Source organism: Coriobacteriia bacterium (genome assembly GCA_030652115.1).
In the GTDB taxonomy this organism is placed as follows: domain Bacteria; phylum Actinomycetota; class Coriobacteriia; order Anaerosomatales; family Anaerosomataceae; genus UBA6100.
Genome location: JAUSBK010000007.1, coordinates 132,680 through 151,194, shown reverse-complemented (window position 1 = coordinate 151,194; position 18,515 = coordinate 132,680). Strand labels below are relative to the sequence as shown.

At 65.1% G+C, this 18,515-nt stretch carries 22 protein-coding genes and 1 pseudogene; 3 read left to right on the top strand and 20 right to left on the bottom strand.

Annotated features, from left to right (window positions below; genetic code table 11):
- From Q7W51_04775 to Q7W51_04710, 14 genes and pseudogenes are all read right to left on the bottom strand, one after another.
- Positions 1 to 423 (bottom strand): arsenate reductase ArsC, encoded by a 423-nt coding sequence (locus Q7W51_04775; GenBank protein MDO8847683.1) that lies wholly within the window; start codon positions 421 to 423, stop codon positions 1 to 3.
- 129 nt (positions 424 to 552) lie between these two features.
- Positions 553 to 942, bottom strand: a complete 390-nt coding sequence (locus Q7W51_04770) for a hypothetical protein (GenBank protein ID MDO8847682.1) — start codon at positions 940 to 942, stop codon at positions 553 to 555.
- A 3-nt stretch (positions 943 to 945) separates the two neighbouring features.
- On the bottom strand, positions 946 to 1,356 hold the full coding sequence (locus Q7W51_04765; GenBank protein MDO8847681.1) for a hypothetical protein: 411 nt from the start codon (positions 1,354 to 1,356) through the stop codon (positions 946 to 948).
- 115 nt (positions 1,357 to 1,471) lie between these two features.
- Positions 1,472 to 2,083 carry a GyrI-like domain-containing protein gene (locus Q7W51_04760; GenBank protein ID MDO8847680.1) on the bottom strand — a complete coding sequence of 204 codons (612 nt, stop codon included), beginning with the start codon at positions 2,081 to 2,083 and terminating at the stop codon, positions 1,472 to 1,474.
- Between the two features lie 39 nt (positions 2,084 to 2,122).
- Complete coding sequence (locus Q7W51_04755) at positions 2,123 to 2,974, bottom strand: type II CAAX endopeptidase family protein (GenBank protein ID MDO8847679.1); 852 nt, start codon at positions 2,972 to 2,974, stop codon at positions 2,123 to 2,125.
- A gap of 60 nt (positions 2,975 to 3,034) precedes the next feature.
- Positions 3,035 to 3,978: pseudogene (locus Q7W51_04750) on the bottom strand (NAD(P)-dependent alcohol dehydrogenase).
- Positions 3,975 to 4,664, bottom strand: coding sequence for a DUF4386 domain-containing protein (locus tag Q7W51_04745; GenBank protein MDO8847678.1), 690 nt, complete (start codon positions 4,662 to 4,664; stop codon positions 3,975 to 3,977). The pseudogene Q7W51_04750 and the gene Q7W51_04745 overlap by 4 nt, the downstream one beginning before the upstream one ends.
- A gap of 16 nt (positions 4,665 to 4,680) precedes the next feature.
- Positions 4,681 to 5,430: an SDR family oxidoreductase gene (locus Q7W51_04740; GenBank protein ID MDO8847677.1), complete on the bottom strand. Its 750-nt coding sequence runs from the start codon at positions 5,428 to 5,430 to the stop codon at positions 4,681 to 4,683.
- Positions 5,427 to 5,651: a helix-turn-helix transcriptional regulator gene (locus tag Q7W51_04735; protein MDO8847676.1), complete on the bottom strand. Its 225-nt coding sequence runs from the start codon at positions 5,649 to 5,651 to the stop codon at positions 5,427 to 5,429. Before Q7W51_04735 ends, Q7W51_04740 begins: the two co-directional genes overlap by 4 nt.
- 2 nt (positions 5,652 to 5,653) lie before the next feature.
- A complete protein-coding gene (locus Q7W51_04730) occupies positions 5,654 to 6,130 on the bottom strand; it encodes a hypothetical protein (protein MDO8847675.1) in 477 nt (158 codons plus the stop codon).
- A 145-nt stretch (positions 6,131 to 6,275) separates the two neighbouring features.
- A complete protein-coding gene (locus Q7W51_04725) occupies positions 6,276 to 6,434 on the bottom strand; it encodes a hypothetical protein (protein ID MDO8847674.1) in 159 nt (52 codons plus the stop codon).
- A gap of 32 nt (positions 6,435 to 6,466) precedes the next feature.
- Positions 6,467 to 6,841, bottom strand: coding sequence for a hypothetical protein (locus Q7W51_04720; GenBank protein MDO8847673.1), 375 nt, complete (start codon positions 6,839 to 6,841; stop codon positions 6,467 to 6,469).
- Positions 6,842 to 6,880: 39 nt separating this feature from the next.
- Positions 6,881 to 7,843: an NAD(P)-dependent alcohol dehydrogenase gene (locus Q7W51_04715; GenBank protein ID MDO8847672.1), complete on the bottom strand. Its 963-nt coding sequence runs from the start codon at positions 7,841 to 7,843 to the stop codon at positions 6,881 to 6,883.
- Positions 7,844 to 7,868: 25 nt separating this feature from the next.
- Positions 7,869 to 8,270: a DUF6326 family protein gene (locus tag Q7W51_04710; protein MDO8847671.1), complete on the bottom strand. Its 402-nt coding sequence runs from the start codon at positions 8,268 to 8,270 to the stop codon at positions 7,869 to 7,871.
- Positions 8,271 to 8,425: 155 nt separating this feature from the next.
- On the opposite strand from Q7W51_04710, the gene Q7W51_04705 reads away from it, so the two are divergent.
- Positions 8,426 to 9,112 carry a TetR/AcrR family transcriptional regulator gene (locus tag Q7W51_04705; protein ID MDO8847670.1) on the top strand — a complete coding sequence of 229 codons (687 nt, stop codon included), beginning with the start codon at positions 8,426 to 8,428 and terminating at the stop codon, positions 9,110 to 9,112.
- Here the strand turns inward: Q7W51_04705 and Q7W51_04700 are convergent.
- From Q7W51_04700 to uvrA, 6 genes are all read right to left on the bottom strand, one after another.
- Positions 9,099 to 10,079, bottom strand: coding sequence for an NAD(P)-dependent alcohol dehydrogenase (locus Q7W51_04700; GenBank protein ID MDO8847669.1), 981 nt, complete (start codon positions 10,077 to 10,079; stop codon positions 9,099 to 9,101). The two genes, Q7W51_04705 and Q7W51_04700, sit on opposite strands and share 14 nt — an antisense overlap.
- A gap of 34 nt (positions 10,080 to 10,113) precedes the next feature.
- A complete protein-coding gene (locus Q7W51_04695; GenBank protein MDO8847668.1) occupies positions 10,114 to 10,533 on the bottom strand; it encodes a hypothetical protein in 420 nt (139 codons plus the stop codon).
- A gap of 28 nt (positions 10,534 to 10,561) precedes the next feature.
- Entirely contained in the window at positions 10,562 to 11,248 is a 687-nt protein-coding gene (locus tag Q7W51_04690) for a cysteine hydrolase (protein MDO8847667.1), read from the bottom strand.
- Positions 11,249 to 11,366: 118 nt separating this feature from the next.
- The gene (uvrC, locus tag Q7W51_04685; protein ID MDO8847666.1) at positions 11,367 to 13,223 is read right to left on the bottom strand and encodes an excinuclease ABC subunit UvrC; all 1,857 of its coding nucleotides are present in this window, start codon (positions 13,221 to 13,223) and stop codon (positions 11,367 to 11,369) included.
- A complete protein-coding gene (locus Q7W51_04680; GenBank protein ID MDO8847665.1) occupies positions 13,220 to 13,771 on the bottom strand; it encodes a hypothetical protein in 552 nt (183 codons plus the stop codon). The genes uvrC and Q7W51_04680 overlap by 4 nt, the downstream gene beginning before the upstream one ends.
- A gap of 9 nt (positions 13,772 to 13,780) precedes the next feature.
- On the bottom strand, positions 13,781 to 16,633 hold the full coding sequence (gene uvrA, locus Q7W51_04675) for an excinuclease ABC subunit UvrA (protein ID MDO8847664.1): 2,853 nt from the start codon (positions 16,631 to 16,633) through the stop codon (positions 13,781 to 13,783).
- A gap of 218 nt (positions 16,634 to 16,851) precedes the next feature.
- On the opposite strand from uvrA, the gene Q7W51_04670 reads away from it, so the two are divergent.
- Positions 16,852 to 18,153 (top strand): ammonium transporter, encoded by a 1,302-nt coding sequence (locus Q7W51_04670; protein ID MDO8847663.1) that lies wholly within the window; start codon positions 16,852 to 16,854, stop codon positions 18,151 to 18,153.
- Positions 18,154 to 18,174: 21 nt separating this feature from the next.
- Positions 18,175 to 18,513 (top strand): P-II family nitrogen regulator, encoded by a 339-nt coding sequence (locus tag Q7W51_04665; protein MDO8847662.1) that lies wholly within the window; start codon positions 18,175 to 18,177, stop codon positions 18,511 to 18,513.
- Positions 18,514 to 18,515 lie beyond the last annotated feature (2 nt).

Sequence of the window (18,515 nt, the reverse complement as noted above, 5' to 3'; positions counted from 1 at the left end):
TTACGGTTGTGCGATCCACTCATCGATGAGCCAGATGAGGTGATCCCGCACTTGCCGGAACGCCGTGAGTCGCTCGTCTTCCGAACCGTCGACGACCGCAGGATCATCAACGGGCCAGAAGATGCGCTCGCCGCCGGTGGGCCAGATGCGTGGGCAGTGCTCCTCGGCGTGTGAACACACGGTGATGAGGTAGTTGATGTGCATGCGACCGAGGTACTCCTCTACCCCTTTGCTGCGCAGGCCATCCGCCGAGATGCCGATCTCCTCAAGAACCGCGATCGCCTCGGGGCGGACGTCGCTGGGCTCAAGACCTGCGCTGTGAGCCTCGAATCGCTCACCGGCACGGTCTCGAAGAATGGCCTCGGCCATCTGGCTGCGCGCGGTGTTTCCGGTGCACAGGAACAGAACGCGCGTGCGGTCCATCGGAGTGCCCTCCGCTTTCGTCGGCAACTCCCACCATTATCGACGGGAACGGCTCCGGGGCGGCAGATTACACGAAGAGTTTACGACTCTGGCGCCCTGTTGCGCGCCTCGCGCCGAGACCTCGGTCAATCAGCCGAGAAGCGCAACGACCAGGCTCGATGCGAGCATCACGATCGCGACCGGCACCCAGACAAGTCGCTCGCCCTTGCTGGTTGTGATCGAGTTCAAGACGAGGCTCACCGCGGAGAAGGCGACCACCACCCATATGAGCCACGATGCGGCCGAGGCCCACGTCTCAAGCATCAACCCGGCGCGAGCGAGGACCACGCCCGCCAGCCCCACGAGGATGAGCGCCTGCACCACGGCCGCGATCCGCATCGGCGCGGGGAAGCGTCCGGGGTACCTGCCGCCCATCGCGTAGGCACCCCAAGGTGCGCCTAGAGCGAGCGCGAACTGGAACCCTGTCGCACCAACCGTCACGACTGCGAAGACAACGGCTGCGATCGAGACTGCATTCACTTGCTACCTCCGGGTTCTGAGCAGCAAGACCGAGCAAAATGCCGAGATGGCTCCGACCAAGAAGTAGCCTACGGCTGCAACGTTGAACATGAAGACGATCTCGAACCCGCACCACAGCATGAGAAGGGCTGCTGCGGCCAAGGTGACATGGTACTCGTGTGCACCCCGCCGAAACAGCATCACTGTGGCCGCGAGATTAGGGACGGCAAGAAGGAGAAGCATGGCGACGCCGATCCACCACAGGTCACGGAAGAAGATGTCGGCAAGTGGGAGCGATTGCACGACCGCAATCAGCGGCTGGAATCCCATGAGACTCCCGTCCGGGCTGGCGATGAACAGCACGCCACAGACCAGACCGGCCAGACCGTTCAGGATGCTGACGACGATCAGATAGACTCGAGCCGCTCTTCGCATACTCCCCACCTCCATATGCCTAACGTAGTCTTGGGCGTAACCTGCAACCCCTACGCCCGCTCCCAACCCGAGTTCACCCGACACGACGTTGTCAGATAGACGGCCGCTTCAGTCATCACCTCATGGGCTGACGGATGACCGTCTTCCAGTTCGCGGGATCTGCCTTGCGGATGTCCGAGAGGTAGATCTCGTGGTGCTTGCCCGCACGCTCACGCCCCGACTGCTCGATGAAGTCATGGACACGCTCGATGACCGGGCCCTCATCCGAGAACGGCCCGATGTGCATGATCTGAGCGGCCGCGCCCTCGGTGAAGGTCTCCAGTCGAACCCCGGGAAGCGCCACCGGATCCCGCTTCTTCCGAACCGCGGCAACGACCTCATCGACCATCTCGCGGGTGACGAAGTCCGGCTGCATGATCATCATGGTCCACAGCCACCCCGAGCGGTCGCCAGTGGTGAAGTCCGACATGTCGTCCGCCCACCAGAGCCCCTCCAGCGGCATCACGCCGTAGTCGATGGCAAGTGGGCCCTTCTTGACAGCGAACTTGATGGCGTACGACAGCACGAAGAGCGTCTCCACCGCATCAGTATAGGGTTGCGATGTGTTCGGATCGCCCCGCCCGTCGAGCATCAGGAAGCTCATGGCAGGGACATCGACGGCCACGACCTGCTTCGAAGACGGCAGGTAGAGGTGCTTCAACTCCCGCTTGAGATCGACCTTCTCCACGAGCTCCCCCCGGTGCATTCCTCGACGCGTTCGCCCCCATCATGCCGTCTGACCGTCGGGTAGGCCAGGGCTCCCGAGTCTGCTTTGTGCCCTTCTCGACCGGACGACCATAGCGACCACACCTGCCAGCAGCGTAAGGCCCGCCCAGATCCAGTAGCGCGGCTGAGCCGCTCCTTCGGCCATCACGATCGTGGGAAACAGGGGAACGAACGCGTTGCCCCAGCCATGGGCAACGAGACCCGCCATGGTGCGTTTGCCGGCGGCCTCGCGGACCGCGGCGTAGAGGTAGGAGTAGCCGATCAGGACGAGCGTGAACCCGACGAATGGCACGTAGCGCTGACTGGTCCCCGGCATGAAGAACAGAGGCACGTGCCACACGGCCCAGACCATCCCGAGCACCAGGTTGCCCCGCCAGGGTCCCAGTCGCTCCTCCAGCGGGTCTAGGATGTAACCGCGCCAGCCCAGTTCTTCCTGCCCGCCGCCGAGGAAGACCATCAGCAGCAGGACCGGCGGGAAGACCCACACGGAGGGCAAGAGCATCTCGAGGCGCGGCGCTCCCCACAGCTCCGGCAGTATCCACGCCAGCCAGGTGGTCACGCCGAGCACCAACGGGGGCGTGAGCCACCCCCACCAGCCGAAGCGAAGGTCCATCAGGCCGCGGAGGTACTCGCGAATCACGCCTTTACCGCGCGATGTCCGCAGCGAGTAGAACGCCCCGACGGCGGGCCCAAAAGCGCCCAGAACGACCGCCGCCACGGTCACGGGGCCAACCAGGTCCTCTCCGAGTGGAATGACACCCGCCCCTGCAAGGACCAGAGGCAACCAGATCAGCCACGACCACGCGAACGTGACCACGAAGAACCGGTGGGGGAATCGGCCTTCTGCTTCCACCACTGCTCCTTCATCGTTGGCGCGGCAACGCCTCGATGAGCCAGGCCTCGGGCCGCGGTGCTACGCGACGGAGACTACCACATGCCCCTTCTTATGCCCCTGCTCGACATACGTGTGGGCCTCGACGATGTCCTCCAGCGGATAGCACCTGTCGATGACGGCCCGGACCGCCCCGGCCTCGATGAGTTCCTTGAGGAAGACGAGATCCTCGGGACTCCCTCCACCGCCGGAGCCCGAGTCCCTGTCCACGTTGAGGTAGATGCCATTCGGCTTCAGGGCCTTCTTGCCCTGCGAGGACGAGGGCTTGGCCACGGCGTCGAAGATGACATCATAGGTCTCGTCGCCCTCGGTGAAGTCCTGCTGCGTGTAGTCGATGACGTGATCGGCCCCGAGGGATCCGACCAACTCCAGGTTGGCGGTGCTGCAGACCCCCGTGACGTCCGCCCCCAGTGCCTTGGCGAGCTGCACCGCGTAGGTGCCCACACTCCCGGAGGCACCGTAGATCAGGACCTTCTGGCCGGCCTTGATGTTCGCCTTCCGAAGCACTCTCAAAGCTGTTGCAGCACCGGTAGCGACCCCGGCGGCAGCCTCCTGCAGCGTCATGTTGGCTGGCCGCATGGCGAGCATCCCGTCCTTCGTGGCCGACTTCCTCGGCATCTCGCGTATGCATGCGTACTCCGCGTACGCGCCAAGTCCCCATCCCGTGAACCCGAAGACCTCATCGCCCGGCTTGAACAGCGTCACGTCCTTGCCGACAGACTCGACCACGCCTGCCAGTTCCATCCCGAGGATCGGGTTCTTCGGGCGGGTGAAGCCGAGGACGAGGCGAGCCATGAATCGTTGTCCCCGGGGAACGTCAAACTTGCGGATCCTCACGTCACCACGGTGCGCCGTCGTCGCGTACACCCTGATCAGTACCTCGTGATCCCCTGGGACCGGTTCGCCACGTCGCGAAGCTCAAGGACGTCGGGGGAGCCGTATGCCGTACACACTACCGCCTTCATGAGCTGATCCCTTCAGCCTGACTGTCTGTATCGAGTCCTCGCACGATGAGCCATATCGCCAGAGCCATCTGCTGCAGGCCCAGCACCGCCATCAAGGCTGCATACGCTGGACTCACGACCTCGACGAGACGGCCCACCACCAGGAGGCTCGCGACCATGGTGAAGGCGAGCCCGACGAAGCCCCAGCCCGAGAGCCACCTGGGGACCAGCCTGGCCCGGTAGAGGACCCAGTAGTACATGGCGTCGCCGGCGATCAGGGCCAGCATCATCGCGACGTGGTTCATCCCGTCACGGCCGATCCGCAACAGGGCCCCTACGGTCTCGAAGTACGATGCGACCGGAGCGCCCGCGCCGACAAACCGGTTGCTCAGATCGAGCAGTAGCAGCAAGATGAGCGCCCCGAGCATGTTGAGGACCCCGGCCGCGATCCTGAAGCCGAGGAACCCGGTGGCCGCTGTCGGACCGTACCGCCTGAGGACCGGGTGCAGGGCGATGGCCACGCCCACGTACGCACCAGCCGTGACAAGCTGGAACAGCGCTCCAGCGATCACTTGGGTCCCGTTCGCCGCGACCTCGCGCAGGTAGTTCGGACCGTCCGCGGCGCCGACGATGCTCAGCACGCCGGCTGCTGTGCCCACAAGGAACAGGACACCGGCGGTGATCGCGGCTCTTCTCGACGAGGTCACGGCTTCCATCCTTCCGTCATGCCCTGGCGGCATTGACGATGACCGGCAGCTTGCCCTGCCACGCGTGCCACACGGCCGGCTCTGTGACCAGCTCGCACATGAAGTGCGCGACGTTGGCCATGTTGGTGTCGTCCGGCTTGGCGAGACTGCTCACGATGCTCTCGTGCAACGCGTACTCCGAGACGTCGCCCTCCACCAGCGTGTCGGGGCGGACCGCCACCCATTGGACGAAGGGACTCTCCGTATCGACGTGTTCGATCAGGAAGTCGGCAGCGTCCTGGTTGTCCTTCGCCGGTGGGACGAGAGCCCGGAGGATCCCCATGAACGCCCTCCCGGCGGCGCCACGGCGCTCGTCGAGACCGCCGGACCGGTGGACCGCGACGGTGCTCATGAGGATGACCTTGATGGGCTCGGTCGGCCGAACCGCGGCCGCCGCGGCGCATGCCCGCTCGACCATGGGCGCGACGAGTTCGTGTGGAGCGCCGAAGATACCCTTGAGGTCGGTCCTGTGGCCCAGGCAGCTGATGACCGCGTCGCATCCGCGGACCTGCTCGAGCATCTCCTCGCGGGAGAGCGAGAGCACGTCGGCCTCGAGCACCGTCAGCCCGGGATGCCCGGTAACGCCCTCGGGGAGCCGGCTGGCGGACCGTACGATCGCGCGGACGGCGACCCCTCGGTCGAGCAGCTGCTTCAGGACGCGGCCGCCGGTGCGCCCGGTACCGCCGAGCAGTAGGACGCTGTGATTCGGCGTGATAGCGGTGTTCATGACTTCTCCCCCGGGTAGTGGAATACGTCGTCGAGCGGCACGCCGAACACGCCGGCGATCTTGAACGCGACCTCGAGCGACGGCGAGTAGCGGCCCTGCTCGATGGCGATGATGGTCTGTCTGGTCACGCCAACCCGGCTGGCCAGTTCCGACTGTGTCATCTCGTCGGCAGCGAACCGGAGCGTGCGGATGCTGTTGGTGACCCGCGTCGGCTTACCCATGGCTAGAAGCCCCTGCGATAGGCGACCAGTTTGGCCACCGCGGCAACGATCGCCCCGGCCACGAACGACAGGTAGAGTGCGTTCGCGATCCAGAACTGGTCGTAGCGCAGCATCGCCAGGGCCATCACGCCGACCATCCCGGCCGACGAGACGTAGTAGCCGATGAGCTCACCGCGCCGGTTGATGTCCTCGTCACGCTCGTCCTTGCGGCCGATGTCGCCGACCGAGTCCTCGATCGAGCCCTCGCCCGTGATCTTCGCGGTCACTGCGGCCCCGATCGCCGTGACAATGGCTGTGACGATGGCTCCGATGATCGTGAGCACGATCAGCGAGCCGATGGCGATGAGCAGTGGCCGCTGGTAGGCGATCTCCGCAACCGGCACGGTCCGCACCTGCCCGAGCACGATTGCGAAATAGACGGCCGCCACGCATGTCGACACCACCGTGCTGACCCAGGTGAACTTCTCTTCGAACGACATCTTGACCTCCTTGATGTCAGGTTTCTTTGACATCTCACACTGTAAAGAGGTCTAGACATGGTGTCAAGTATTTTTTACTATGCGCGCGTCGAGCGGAGACAGACGCGGCGAGCGGGGCGATCTGCACGGGTAGCAGCGGAGACGGCTACCTGTACCGCGAGACGGCAACCAGGTAGCCGATGGCACCGATCAAGCCGGCAAGCCCGAACAGAACAGCGGCCACGATGGCAGCGACGGCCCAGAGCTGCCTTGGAGTCAGGTCCGCAATGGTCGCCAATCGTCCGCTGGTCTCAACCGTATCCACTGGACTCCCTTCATGCCGGCTTGAAGCAGCCGCTAGCCAATGGACGTCGGCCACGTCCAGGCGTACCACCCGATCAACCCGCACAAGACAACGCTAACACCGATCAGGAAGTTGTCGTAGGCGCCTTCGTACGGCAGTCCGGCGAGATTGAAGATCACCGAGCCTGCTGCCGCGACCAAGGTCACCCAGCGAATCGAGGGATACGGGAGCGTCAGGGACAAAACGAGCATGACGATCGGGACGAGCATTATCGCTGCAATCAGCACCCATGTGACCTGACTGACGGCCTTGCCCTGTATCTCCCCGGGCACCACATGGCCGGCGAATCCGCGCAGCACGTCCCCCAGAAGATACGTCAGCATGACAGCAATCCAGAGTCCCGACAGCGTGATTCTCACGTCCACCATGGTCCGACCGTCTCTTCCCGGGGCTGACCCCAACTACGGCTACGCAGGCTTCACGGCGATGACGACCTTGCCGCGCGCATGCCCTTCGTCCAGATAGGCGAACGCCTGGGCGCTCTCGCCGAGGGGATAGGTTCGATCGACGACCGGAGTGACCTTGCCTGCCTCGATGAGCTCGTTGAGGGCAAGCAGGGTCTCGGTGTTCGTGGCGGCGATGAACGGAGACACCTGCTGTCGCACGAAGGCCCCCGCCAGCGTGGCTGCGATGACCCAGCTCATGCCGGCGTGACCGCTGCTCGGAACGTGGAGCCCGGTGGACGTGAGCACGCGGCGCGTGGCCGACAACGAGTGGCTTCCCACGTTGTCCAGGATCACGTCATAGCGCGCGCTCCCCTTGGTGAAGTCCTCCTTGGTGTAGTCGATGACGTGGTCGGCACCGATGGAGCGGAGCATCTCCACATTCCTCGGACTGCAGACAGCGGTCACTTCGGCGCCGAGCGCCTTGGCGACCTGTACGGCGAAGGGCCCCACGCCCCCCGACGCGCCGTTGATGAGCACCTTCTGGCCGGGCCCGACCTTGCCGTGGTCGCGAAGAGCCTGCAGCGCCGTGCAGGCCGATGTGGGAACGGCTGCGGCCTGCTCGAAGGAGAGGCTCGCCGGCTTGGGCGCGATGCTGCCTTCCCCGGCGACCGCGTACTCGGCGCACGAGCCGTGGCACTCGCCGAAGACCTCGTCGCCGGGCTGGAAACGGGTCACGTTCGGGCCGACCGCTTCGACGACCCCCGCGAAGTCGATCCCAACGACAAAGTCCTTCTTGGGCTTGGGGAAGCCGATGTAGAACCGTATCGGGAACGGCTTGCCCCTCATCCCGAAGTACTCGCCGGCGGCAAGGGACGCCGCCATCACGCGGACGAGCACCTCACCCTCCCCCGGCGTTGGCCTCACGAGCTCCTTGAGCTCCATCACGTCCGCGGAACCGTAGCCGGTCTGGATGACTGCTTTCATGGTGTTCCTCCGCCTTTCAGGCCTGTTAGCCTACCGGCTGCAGCGAAGCGGCTTCCGGGCTGCGCTGCCTCCAGACGAACAAGACGATCAAAGCCATGCACGCGACTTCCACAGCTGCGAAGAACGCGTAGAAGGGAAGCTCCATCGACCCGCCGCCTACTACGAACACGGACGTGATCACAGCCGCCACGGTGTTCACCCAGCGATTCGCAGCCCGCTTCAGGATGCGGGACATGAAGATCATTGCGAGCGGGATCTCTATGAGTAGTGCGAACACCAGCAGCAGCCCCTGAGTGATCTGCACGCCCCCCGGTCCGGCGACGCCCTCCAACGCTCCAGGCTGGATGAATCCAACGATGTCCGCAAAGGCCATGTTGAGCATGACCACGATCCAGAGCGTTGAGATTCTCGTACCCGTGTCGTTCATTCCATCAACCCTTCCAATCAGGTGTCGCCCGCGCATCTGGCACGAGCCTTGGTAACTAACACTGTTAGTACCCGTTGGTCATAGTGTACTAACGGTGTTAGTATGTCAAGGGGCGCGGGAGTTCGGTCTTGCGCGCGGACAGTCGAAGGAGTCGCATGATCGCTCGGGCAGCAGGTAGTGGCGAATCGCGAGAAACGCTCAACCGGGAACGCGTTGTGCGCGCGGCGATGGACCTCGCAGATGAGAGCGGGATCGACTCGGTCACCATGCGCGAACTCGGTCGAAGGCTCGGAGTCGAGGCGGCGTCGCTCTACAACCACGTCGCGGGAAAGGACGACCTGCTCAGCGGCATGGCCGATCTCGCCGCTGCCGAGATCGACCTTCCTTCCAGTGACGTCGACTGGAAGGAAGCGATGCGACGCCGGGCGGTCTCGGCACGGGAAGTCTTCGTGCGGCACCGATGGGCAGCGGGGCTCATGGACTCCCGGGTATGGAGCGGTCCCTACAGCCTTCTCTACGCGGATCGGGTCCTCGGCACGCTGATCCACGCCGGGTTCTCCCCGGTAATCGCCTCGTGGGCGTTCATCGCGCTCGACGGCTACATCTACGGCTTCGAGCGCCAGCGCTCCAACTTCTCGCCGAGCGAGGATGTGGACACGATCGAGGTGGCCCAGGACGTCCTCGCCGCTATCCCGCCGGGCGCGCACCCCTCCCTCGCCGCCGTTGCGATGGAATACGCCGAGGAGCCCTACGACGAAGAAGCAGCGTTCGAATTCGGCCTCGACCTGATCCTCGACAGCCTCGAGCGCCGGCTAGGAGCGGACTCGCTTACGCGACGGTGACCACGATGTTGCCCAGCTTCTCCTGTGTCTCGGCGTAGCGGTGGGCCTCGGCCATCTGCTCCAACGGAAAGCGCCGGTCGATGACCGGGCGCAGCTTTCCCGCCTCAATCAACCCTCGCAGGTGAGCCAGGTCCCCACTCGTATCGGTCGATGGCGCGAACGACACTCGCTTCGTGCTTCGCCTCGCCGCCCACTTGGCGCGAACGAACTGCATGAAGCCCGGATTGGCCATGAGCAGGCATCCGTTCTCGTTCAGTGACATCACCATGCGTCCGGACGGTGTGTTGCGGACAACGTCGAAGATGACGTCGTAGGTCTCCGTGCTGTCGGTGAAGTCGTTCTGAGCGTAGTCGATAACGCAGTCCGCACCGATCGCGCGCAGCATCTTGAGCTTTGGCGCGGCATCCACCGCGGTCACGTGGGCACCGAGGATCTTGGCAAGTTGGACCGCGAACGTGCCAAAGCTCCCGCCCGCCCCGTTGACAAGTACCCTCTGTCCGTGCCGGACGTCGGCCTTCCGTAGGAACGCCAAGGCCTCCCCGCCCCCGTAGGGCACGGCCGCAGCCTCTTCGTAGCTCAGGTTGATCGGCATGCTCGAGAGCGCCCCGGTCTGGGGGTTCTCGCGCAAGCAGACGTACTCCGCGTAGGCCCCGAGCCCGACGCCCGTCGCCGCGAAGACCCGCTCGCCCCTCTCGAGCGAGGTGACGTCCTTGCCCACCGACTCAATGTCACCGGCAAGCTCCTGCCCGAGCACGGGTTGCCTGGGTCGGATTATGCCGAACGCAAGCCGCATCGGCAGCCAGATCCAAGGGGCGAAGTCGAATCTCCGCAGCTCACAATCGGCAGCGCTCACCGTCGTGGCGCGAATTCTGATCAGCACTTCGTTGGCTTTCGGAACGGGCTTCCTCACGTCCCTGAGTTGAAGGACTTCCGGTCGTCCGTAGGCCGTGCACACTACTGCCTTCATCGGTCTCCAGTTCGTGCGTTCGAAACGCTGCTGACTAGAGCGCGCGCATCCGATTGTTGCGCGGGTTGTGTTCGACTTCCGCCAACCGGAGAGCCTCGAGCAGCGGCGGCATGTACATCCCGAAGCGTCCTCGCAGACCCTTCTTGAGTCCATACCAGCCACCGACGGGATTGTCGGAGGAACGCCCCCATGCCTCGACCGTGCCTTCCGCGGCAGGCTTCTGTTCGTCAGCGCTGCCGAGAAGCACCCAGTCGCCACGCTCCTTGAGCATCGCGTGCAGATCGTCGATCGCGCGCAGCTGATAACCGAGGACCGTCTTGCCGACGACGCACACGAGGGCCGGCGGGTCCGCACTTTCGTCGCGATACATCTGGTACTCCGACGACCCGCTCGGGGTGGTCAGCACCCAGGGATCCTCACGAGTGCCGGAGCCTCTGACGCTTGCCGGGGTCATGACGCGCCTCCATCGATCCGTGGTCGGGTCAGTCCCGACTACATGATTCATTCCCCGGTGCGGCAACGAGTTCCTCGGCGATGGCCGCCGCAGTCGTCACATATGCGAAGCCGAACGCAAGGTTCATCAGGGACGCCACGTGCATCTCCTCGTCTATCGAACCGGTCCCATCCGCCGGGAGGAATACACGATAGTCCCGGTAGTACGCGTCTCGCGCTGTCGACTCGCAGCACATGTTGGTCATGATCCCGCTGACCACGAGGTCTTCGACCTTGAGGCAGCGAAGCACCGTCTCGAGGTCCGTGTTGTAGAACGCCGAGTACCGGTGCTTGAGGACTACCTTCTCGCCTGGCATGGGCGACAACCCGGAATGGATGGCGCTCTCCGCGCTCCCTTCGAGGCACTTGCCCTCCCACCACCAACCCATGATCCCGCTGTCGAGGTCGTCGGGGTGGTGCACGTGTTGTGTGAAGATCACGGGACGGCCGGCCTGCCGAAAGGCGGTCACGAGACGCACGAGCGTCGGGAGGATCGCCAGCCCACCACAGGTGAAGCTCGGAGACGTCTGCTCGAGGAAGAAGTCCTGCATGTCGATCACGAGCAGAGCGCTCGCCGATGCGTTGAGGCGCATCTGATGCTGGTTGTAGGGCTGAATCCGCTCCAACCAGTTGAGGGCCTTGGCCTCGATGTCTTCAGGTGTCGCGTATGGCTCCAAGTTCACCCCTTTGAACAGGTCGTTCGCCTACCGTCGAGTGCCTGCCGGTCCAGAACCCACTGCTCGCCTTTGGAGGCACTGCGAGCGCCTCGGGCAAGTAGCTCACGCAGCTCCGCTCCTACTCTCGCTCGCCCTGCAGCGCCTCGCACACCGCCTCGGCAGCTACCTTCCCCACTCCCGGCAACGCAGCTATCTCTTCGACGCTGGCAGCCCGCAACCTCTTGAGGCTCCCGAACGCCTTGAGGATCGCCTTCTTGCGCTTGGGCCCCACACCGGGCACGTCGTCGAGCACCGAGGCGCTCATTGCACGCCCGCGCAGTTCCCGGTGGTACTCGATCGCGAAGCGGTGCGCCTCATCGCGTACCCGCTTCACGAGGTAGAGCGAGGGTGAGCCGGTCGGGAGCACCACCGGCTCGTCCCAGCCGGGGAGCCACAGTTCCTCCTCGCGCTTGGCGAGCGAGGCGAGAGGCAGGTTCTCGAGCCCGAGGTCCACGAGCACCGCGTGCGCGGCGTTCAGCTGCGGCTTGCCGCCGTCGATCAGCAGCAGGTCGGGGCGCTTCGCGAACCGCGTGTCGCCCGCTTGCTCGCGCGCAAAGCGCCGGCGCAGAACCTCGGCGAGCATGGCCACGTCGTTCGCCTCCTCGGCGGGCATCCGGACTTTGAAGCGACGGTATGCCGCCTTGTCCGCCCGGCCGCCGGTGAAGACCACCATAGAGCCCACCGAGGAGCAGCCGTGAAGCGTCGAGATGTCGAAAGCCTCGATGCGCAGCGGCGGAACGGGAAGCGCGAGCGCGCTTTCGAGCTCGCGCAGCGCGCGGTTGAGACGCTCCTCGTCGTAGCGGGTGCGGTTCTTGTAGCGCGCCAGCGCGTGCCGTGCGTTGGTGGTGGCGAGCTCGGCGAGCCCGCGTTTGTCACCGCGCCGCGGCACGACAAGATGCACGAGCGTCCCGCGGAGCGAGGCGAGCCACGCTTCCACTGCCTCGGCGCTCTCGGGCAGACCCGGCAGCACCACTTCCCGCGGCACGTGCGAGGCGGTGCCGTAGTAGCGAAGCAGAAAGCCCTCGATCAGCTCCGCCTCGCCCACGTCGAGGCCCTTGTCGAGCGTGAACTCGTTCGCGCCCACGATGCGGCCCTCGCGCACTTGGAGGACGTGCACGCCGGCGATCGTCTCCTCACGCTCGATGCCTATCACGTCCATATCGAGCGGCCGGTCGGAGACCACGCGCTGCCGCTCCAGCACCGCGCGCACCGCGGCGAGCGAGTTGCGCAACCGCGCCGCACGCTCGTAGTCCAGGTCGGCCGCAGCCTCACGCATGCGCCGCTCGAGCTCCTCGGCGACAGCACCCTGCTTGCCCTCGAGGAACGCCGCCACAGCATCCACGCGCTCGCGGTACGCCTCGGGCGTGATCGCACCCACGCACGGTCCGGGTCCCTTGCCCACGTGGTAGTCGAAGCACGGCTTGCCAGCGGGCTGGCCGCCCTTGGCGGTCACGCGCTTCCACTCGGCACACGTGGCGCGGCAGATCGGGTACACGCGCCGCACGACCTCGATGGTCTCGCGCGCCGCCCGCGCGTCGGTGTAGGGGCCGAAGTAGCGCGTGCCGCTTCGGTGCTTCTCGCGCGTGTACTTGATCGCCGGGAATGGGTCGTCCACCGTGAGCCCGATGAACGGGAACGTCTTGTCGTCCTTGAAATCCACGTTGTACGGCGGCCGGATCTCCTTGATGAGGTTCGCCTCGAGGATGAGGCTCTCCATCTCGGTGCCGGTCACCACGTAGTCGAACGAGTCCACGCGCTCCATCAGCCGAGGGACCATCGCGCGATCGTCGTGCAGCCCGACGTACTGACGCATGCGCTTTCGCAGACACTTCGCCTTGCCGACGTAGAGCACATCGTCGCCCTGCTTCCACAGGTAGACGCCCGGGGAGTCCGGCACGTGGCCGAGTTGGGTGGCGATGTCGGGTGCGCCGGTCACAACGCCTCGTCTTCGGCCAGGATCGTTGTGAGCAGCGTGGCCATCCGGTTGCTCGGGTTGAAGTCCGAGTCCCAGGTGCCGCCGTAACGCGAGAGAGAGTCGAACTCGCGACCCTGCGTGTAGTACGTGCCGGTGGAGAGGTCCACGAGGTAGATTGAGTTCTTCTCACCGGTGTTCGCCCGCAGGCGACGGTTCTGCTGCGCCACGGCGACAAGTTCCTCGCCTACTGGCTTGGTCGAGACGCAGAACGTCACGGTGTTGGGCACGCGGTACCGCATCGCCCTTGGCACCTTCATGTGCGACTCGCCCTCGGCCCGGTTTTGCTGGTGGAGCGCCTCGAGTTCGTCGCCGTGGCTCATCCACGCCTCGTCGAGGTCGTGCAGGAAGATGAAGTCCGTGAACGGCAGGAAGATGCCGGCGCTGTGTCCGCGCTTTGTCGCGAGCTTGCCGGGAACGTCGCCGGCAAACGGCGAGACCGCGTAGCCGTTCTCGGCCAGCCGACGTGCCAGCCGGTCGATGAACTCGTGCGCCGTTCGCGACTCAGCCATACCCGGCTCCTACCCGTACTCCGGCGCCACGCTCGCGCCGCGACCCTCGAGCACCGGCTTCAGGAAGCGTCCGGTGTGCGACTTCGGCTCAGCCGCCACGTCTTCGGGCGTGCCCGCCACGATGATGCGCCCGCCCCGGTCCCCGCCTTCGGGGCCGAGGTCGATGATATGGTCCGCGCTCTTGATCACGTCGAGGTTGTGCTCGATCACGAGCACCGTGTTGCCGGCATCAACGAGCCGCTGCAGCACCTGCAGCAGCTGCCGCACGTCGTCGAAGTGGAGGCCCGTGGTGGGCTCGTCGAGGATGTAGAACGTCTTGCCGGTCGAGACCCGCTGCAGCTCGCTCGCAAGCTTCACGCGTTGCGCCTCACCACCCGAAAGCGTGGTGGCGGGCTGGCCGAGCCGGATATAGCCGAGGCCCACGTCGTAGAGCGTCTGGAACTTGCGGCGGATCTTCGGGATGTTCTCGAAGAACGTGAGAGCCTCCTCCACTGACATGTCGAGGATCTCCGCCACGTTCTTGCCCTTGTACGTGACCTGCAGTGTCTCCCGGTTGTACCGCGCGCCCTTGCAGACCTCGCATGGCACGTACACGTCGGGCAGGAAGTGCATCTCGATCTTGATCTGCCCGTCGCCCTTGCAGTTCTCGCAGCGCCCACCGCGTACGTTGAAGCTGAAGCGCCCCTGCGAGTAGCCGCGTGCCTTCGCCTCGTTGGTCGACGAGAGCAGCGCGCGGATATCGTCCCACACGCCGGTGTACGTGGCGGGGTTGCTCCTCGGCGTTCTGCCGATGGGACTCTGGTCGATGGTGATCACCTTATCGATCTCCGAAAGCCCCTCGATCCGCCCGTACTTGCCCGTGCGGTGGCGCGTGCGGAAGACCGCATTGCTGAGCGCAGGCGCGAGCGTGTCGGCCACAAGCGAGCTCTTACCCGAGCCGCTCACACCGGTGACCACGGTGAGGTTGCCGAGCGGTACCGCCACGTCGATCTCCTTGAGATTGTTCTCGCACGCGCCGCTCAAGACGATGTGCCCGCGCTCGGCGGTCCTGCGCTCTTCGGGAATCGGAATGGCCACCTCGCCAGACAGGTACATGCCGGTGAGCGATTCGGGGCACGTAAGCAGCTTATCGGGCGTACCCACGCACACGAGCTCGCCGCCGTGCTCGCCCGCGCCCGGCCCCATGTCCACCACGAAGTCCGCCGAGCGGATGGTCTCCTCATCGTGCTCCACAACGATGACCGTGTTGCCGAGGTCGCGCAGGCGCTCGAGCGTGGCGATGAGCCGCGCATTGTCGCGCTGGTGCAGGCCGATCGACGGCTCGTCGAGGATGTAAAGCACGCCCACAAGCCCGCTGCCGATCTGCGTGGCAAGCCGGATGCGCTGCGCCTCGCCGCCCGAGAGCGTGGCGGTGCCCCGCTCGAGCGTCAGGTAGTCGAGACCCACGTCCACCAGGAAGCGAAGGCGCTCGACGATCTCCTTGATGACGCGGCCGGCGATCACCTGCTCGCGCTCGGTGAGCAGTTGGGCAGCCTCGAAGAACTCGAGCGAGTCCTTGGCTGCCATTCTCGTCACCTGGTTGATGCTCATGCCGCCGCAGGTGACCGCGAGGATCTCGGGCTTGAGGCGGGCCCCGCCGCATGTGGCGCACGGGATCACCGCCATGTACTCCTCGAGCTTCTCCTTGCTCATCTCGGACTCAGTTTCGTCGTGCCGCCGCATCACGCTTGCGAGCGCGCCCTCGTACTGCGTGTACCAGTACGTCTCGCGGCCGTCGCGCGTGATGTAGTCGAGACGGATCTTCTCGTCGCCGAATCCATGCAGCAACTTGTGCCGCGCCTTCTCCGAAAGCTCGTTCCACTGCACGTCGATCGACACGCCGAGGTGCTTGGCTGCGGCCTCCACGAGCTGCGGGTAGTAGTTGAGGTTGCCCGAGTAGGGCTTGATCGCGCCTTCGGCGATCGTGAGCGTTGGGTCGGGCACGATGAGGTCGGGGTCGGCCTCGAGGCGGCTGCCGAGACCGAGGCACTCGGGACAGGCGCCATACGGTGAGTTGAAGGAGAAGTCGCGTGGCGCGAGCTCGTCCATCGAGAAGCCGTGCTCGGGACACGCCAGCGCCTGCGAGAACTCGAGCTCCTCACCGTCGGTGACGGCGACAGTGAGCGTGCCCGAGGCGAGTCTGAGGGCCATCTCCACGCTCTCGGACAGGCGCAGGCGGATCGAGTCCTTCATCACCAGCCGGTCGAGCACGACCTCGATCGTGTGCTTGAACTTCTTGTCGAGCGGGATCTCCTCGTCGAGCGTCTTGACCTCGCCGTCCACGCGCACGCGCGTGAACCCTTCGGTCTTGAGATCCTCGAACAGCTTGTGGTACTCGCCCTTGCGCCCCTTCACGATCGGTGCGAGCACCTGGAACTTCGTCCCTTCGGGCAGCTCGAGGATGGCGTCCACGATCTGCTCGGGCGACTGCTTCTCGATCGTTCGGCCGCACACCGGGCAGTGCGGGATGCCCACGCGCGCGAAGAGCAGGCGCAGGTAGTCGTAGATCTCGGTCACCGTGCCCACCGTGGAGCGCGGGTTCTTCGAGGTCGTCTTCTGGTCGATCGAGACCGCGGGCGACAGGCCTTCGATGTGGTCCACATCCGGCTTGTCCATCTGGCCGAGGAACTGGCGTGCGTACGCCGAGAGCGACTCCACGTACCGGCGCTGCCCTTCGGCGTAGATGGTGTCGAAGGCGAGCGAGGACTTGCCGGAGCCGGAGAGCCCGGTGATCACCACGAGCTGGTCGCGCGGGATCTCGAGATCGATGTTCTTAAGGTTGTGTTCGCGTGCGCCGCGAATCGAGATGCGGTCGAGTGACATCGGGGAGTGAACCTTCCGTGCGGGAGACAGGGCTGTTTCGCTGCAACTCCCTATTCTACGCCCGGTTCGAAGCGAACGCACGTTCGCTTCGGAAGGCCACCTAACCTTCACTCCGGTGACACGCACCCGAAACATGCGCGAGTCACCCTGAGAGACGTGATGCGGGCGTGGCCGAGCAGCCGCTGCCCCGGGACCGGAACCATGAAGGAAGGTGGCACATGGACGTACAGGTAGCGTTGGACACCGTATGGGTGCTCCTCGCAGGCATGCTGGTGTTCTTCATGAACCTCGGCTTCGCGCTTGTGGAGTCGGGCTTCGCGCGTGCGAAGAACACCGTCAACATCATCTCCAAGAACTTCATCGTGTTCGCGGTCTCTACGATCGCGTTCCTGGTGGTCGGTTGGGGACTGATGTACGGCGACGGCAACGCCTTCATCGGACTGAAGGGCCTGTTCATGGTGGGCGGTGCCGACAACAGCCCGGCCGTGGGCGACGCCTACTCGGGCGTGTACTCGGCTATGGGCTGGGCGGGCGTGCCGCTCATGGCGAAGTTCTTCTTCCAGCTGGTGTTCGCGGGTACCGCCGCCACGATCGTGTCGGGCGCGGTGGCCGAAAGAATCAAGTACCTCTCGTTCATCGTGTTCTCGTTCCTGCTGGTGGCATTCGTCTACCCGACCGTCGGTCACTGGATCTGGGGTGGCGGCTGGCTCGCCTCACTCGGCTTCTGGGACTTCGCAGGTTCCACGGTGGTCCACTCCGTAGGCGCATGGGCGGCGCTCGCGGGCATCCTGGTGCTCGGCCCGCGCATCGGCAAGTACGGTAAGAACGGCAAGGTCAACGCGATCCCAGGCCACAACATGACCTCGGCGATGACCGGTGCGCTCGTGCTGTGGCTCGGCTGGTTCGGCTTCAACCCCGGCAGCACTATGGCCGCCGAACCCATGTCCATCTCGCACATCATCGTCACCACCAACCTCGCCGCCGCAGCCGGTGCGATCGTAGCCACCGCGGTGGCCTGGAAGGTGCTGGGCAAGCCAGACATCGGCATGACGATCAACGGCATGCTCGGCGGACTCGTGGGCGTCACGGCGAGCTGCGCGTTCGTGAGCATGGGCAGCGCGCTCGTGATCGGTGCAATCGCCGGCGGTATGGTGGTGTTCGGCGTGTTGCTGCTCGACAAGCTCAAGCTCGACGACCCGGTGGGCGCGCTTGCCGTGCACGGCATGGGCGGTATCTTCGGGACGCTTGCAGTGGGCCTCTTTGCGCAGGACAAGTTCATGCCCGGCACCACGGGTGACGGACTGTTCTTCGGCGGCGGATTCGGGCTGCTCGGCAGCCAGGCGCTCGGCGTAGTGGCTGTCGGCGCGTTCGTGTTCACCGTCTCGATGGTGGCATGGCTCGCCATCAAGGCGACGATGGGTGTGCGTGTGGCCGAGGAAGAGGAGCTCGAGGGCCTCGACATCGGCGAGCACGGCAACCGGGCCTACCCCGACTTCGTTCAGACCGAGACCGTAGCGTAAGCGCTGCCAAAGGAGACTGCCGTGAAGAAGATCGAAGCGGTCATCAAGCCGCACAAGCTCGACGACGTGAAGGACGCGCTGCACGCACTGGGCGTGGCCGGGCTCACCGCCTACGAGGTGAAGGGCTTCGGCCGGCAGAAGGGCCACACGGAGATCTACCGTGGCGCCGAGTACACCGTGGACTTCGTGCCGAAGGTGAAGATCGAGGTCATCGTGGACGACGCGCTGGCCCCGAAGGTGGAGGATGCGATCGTCGAGGCCGCCCGCAGCGGCAAGATCGGCGACGGCAAGGTGTTCACGTACGACTGCGAGGGCGCGATACGGATCCGAACGGGCGAACGCGGCCCGGACGCGCTCTAGGA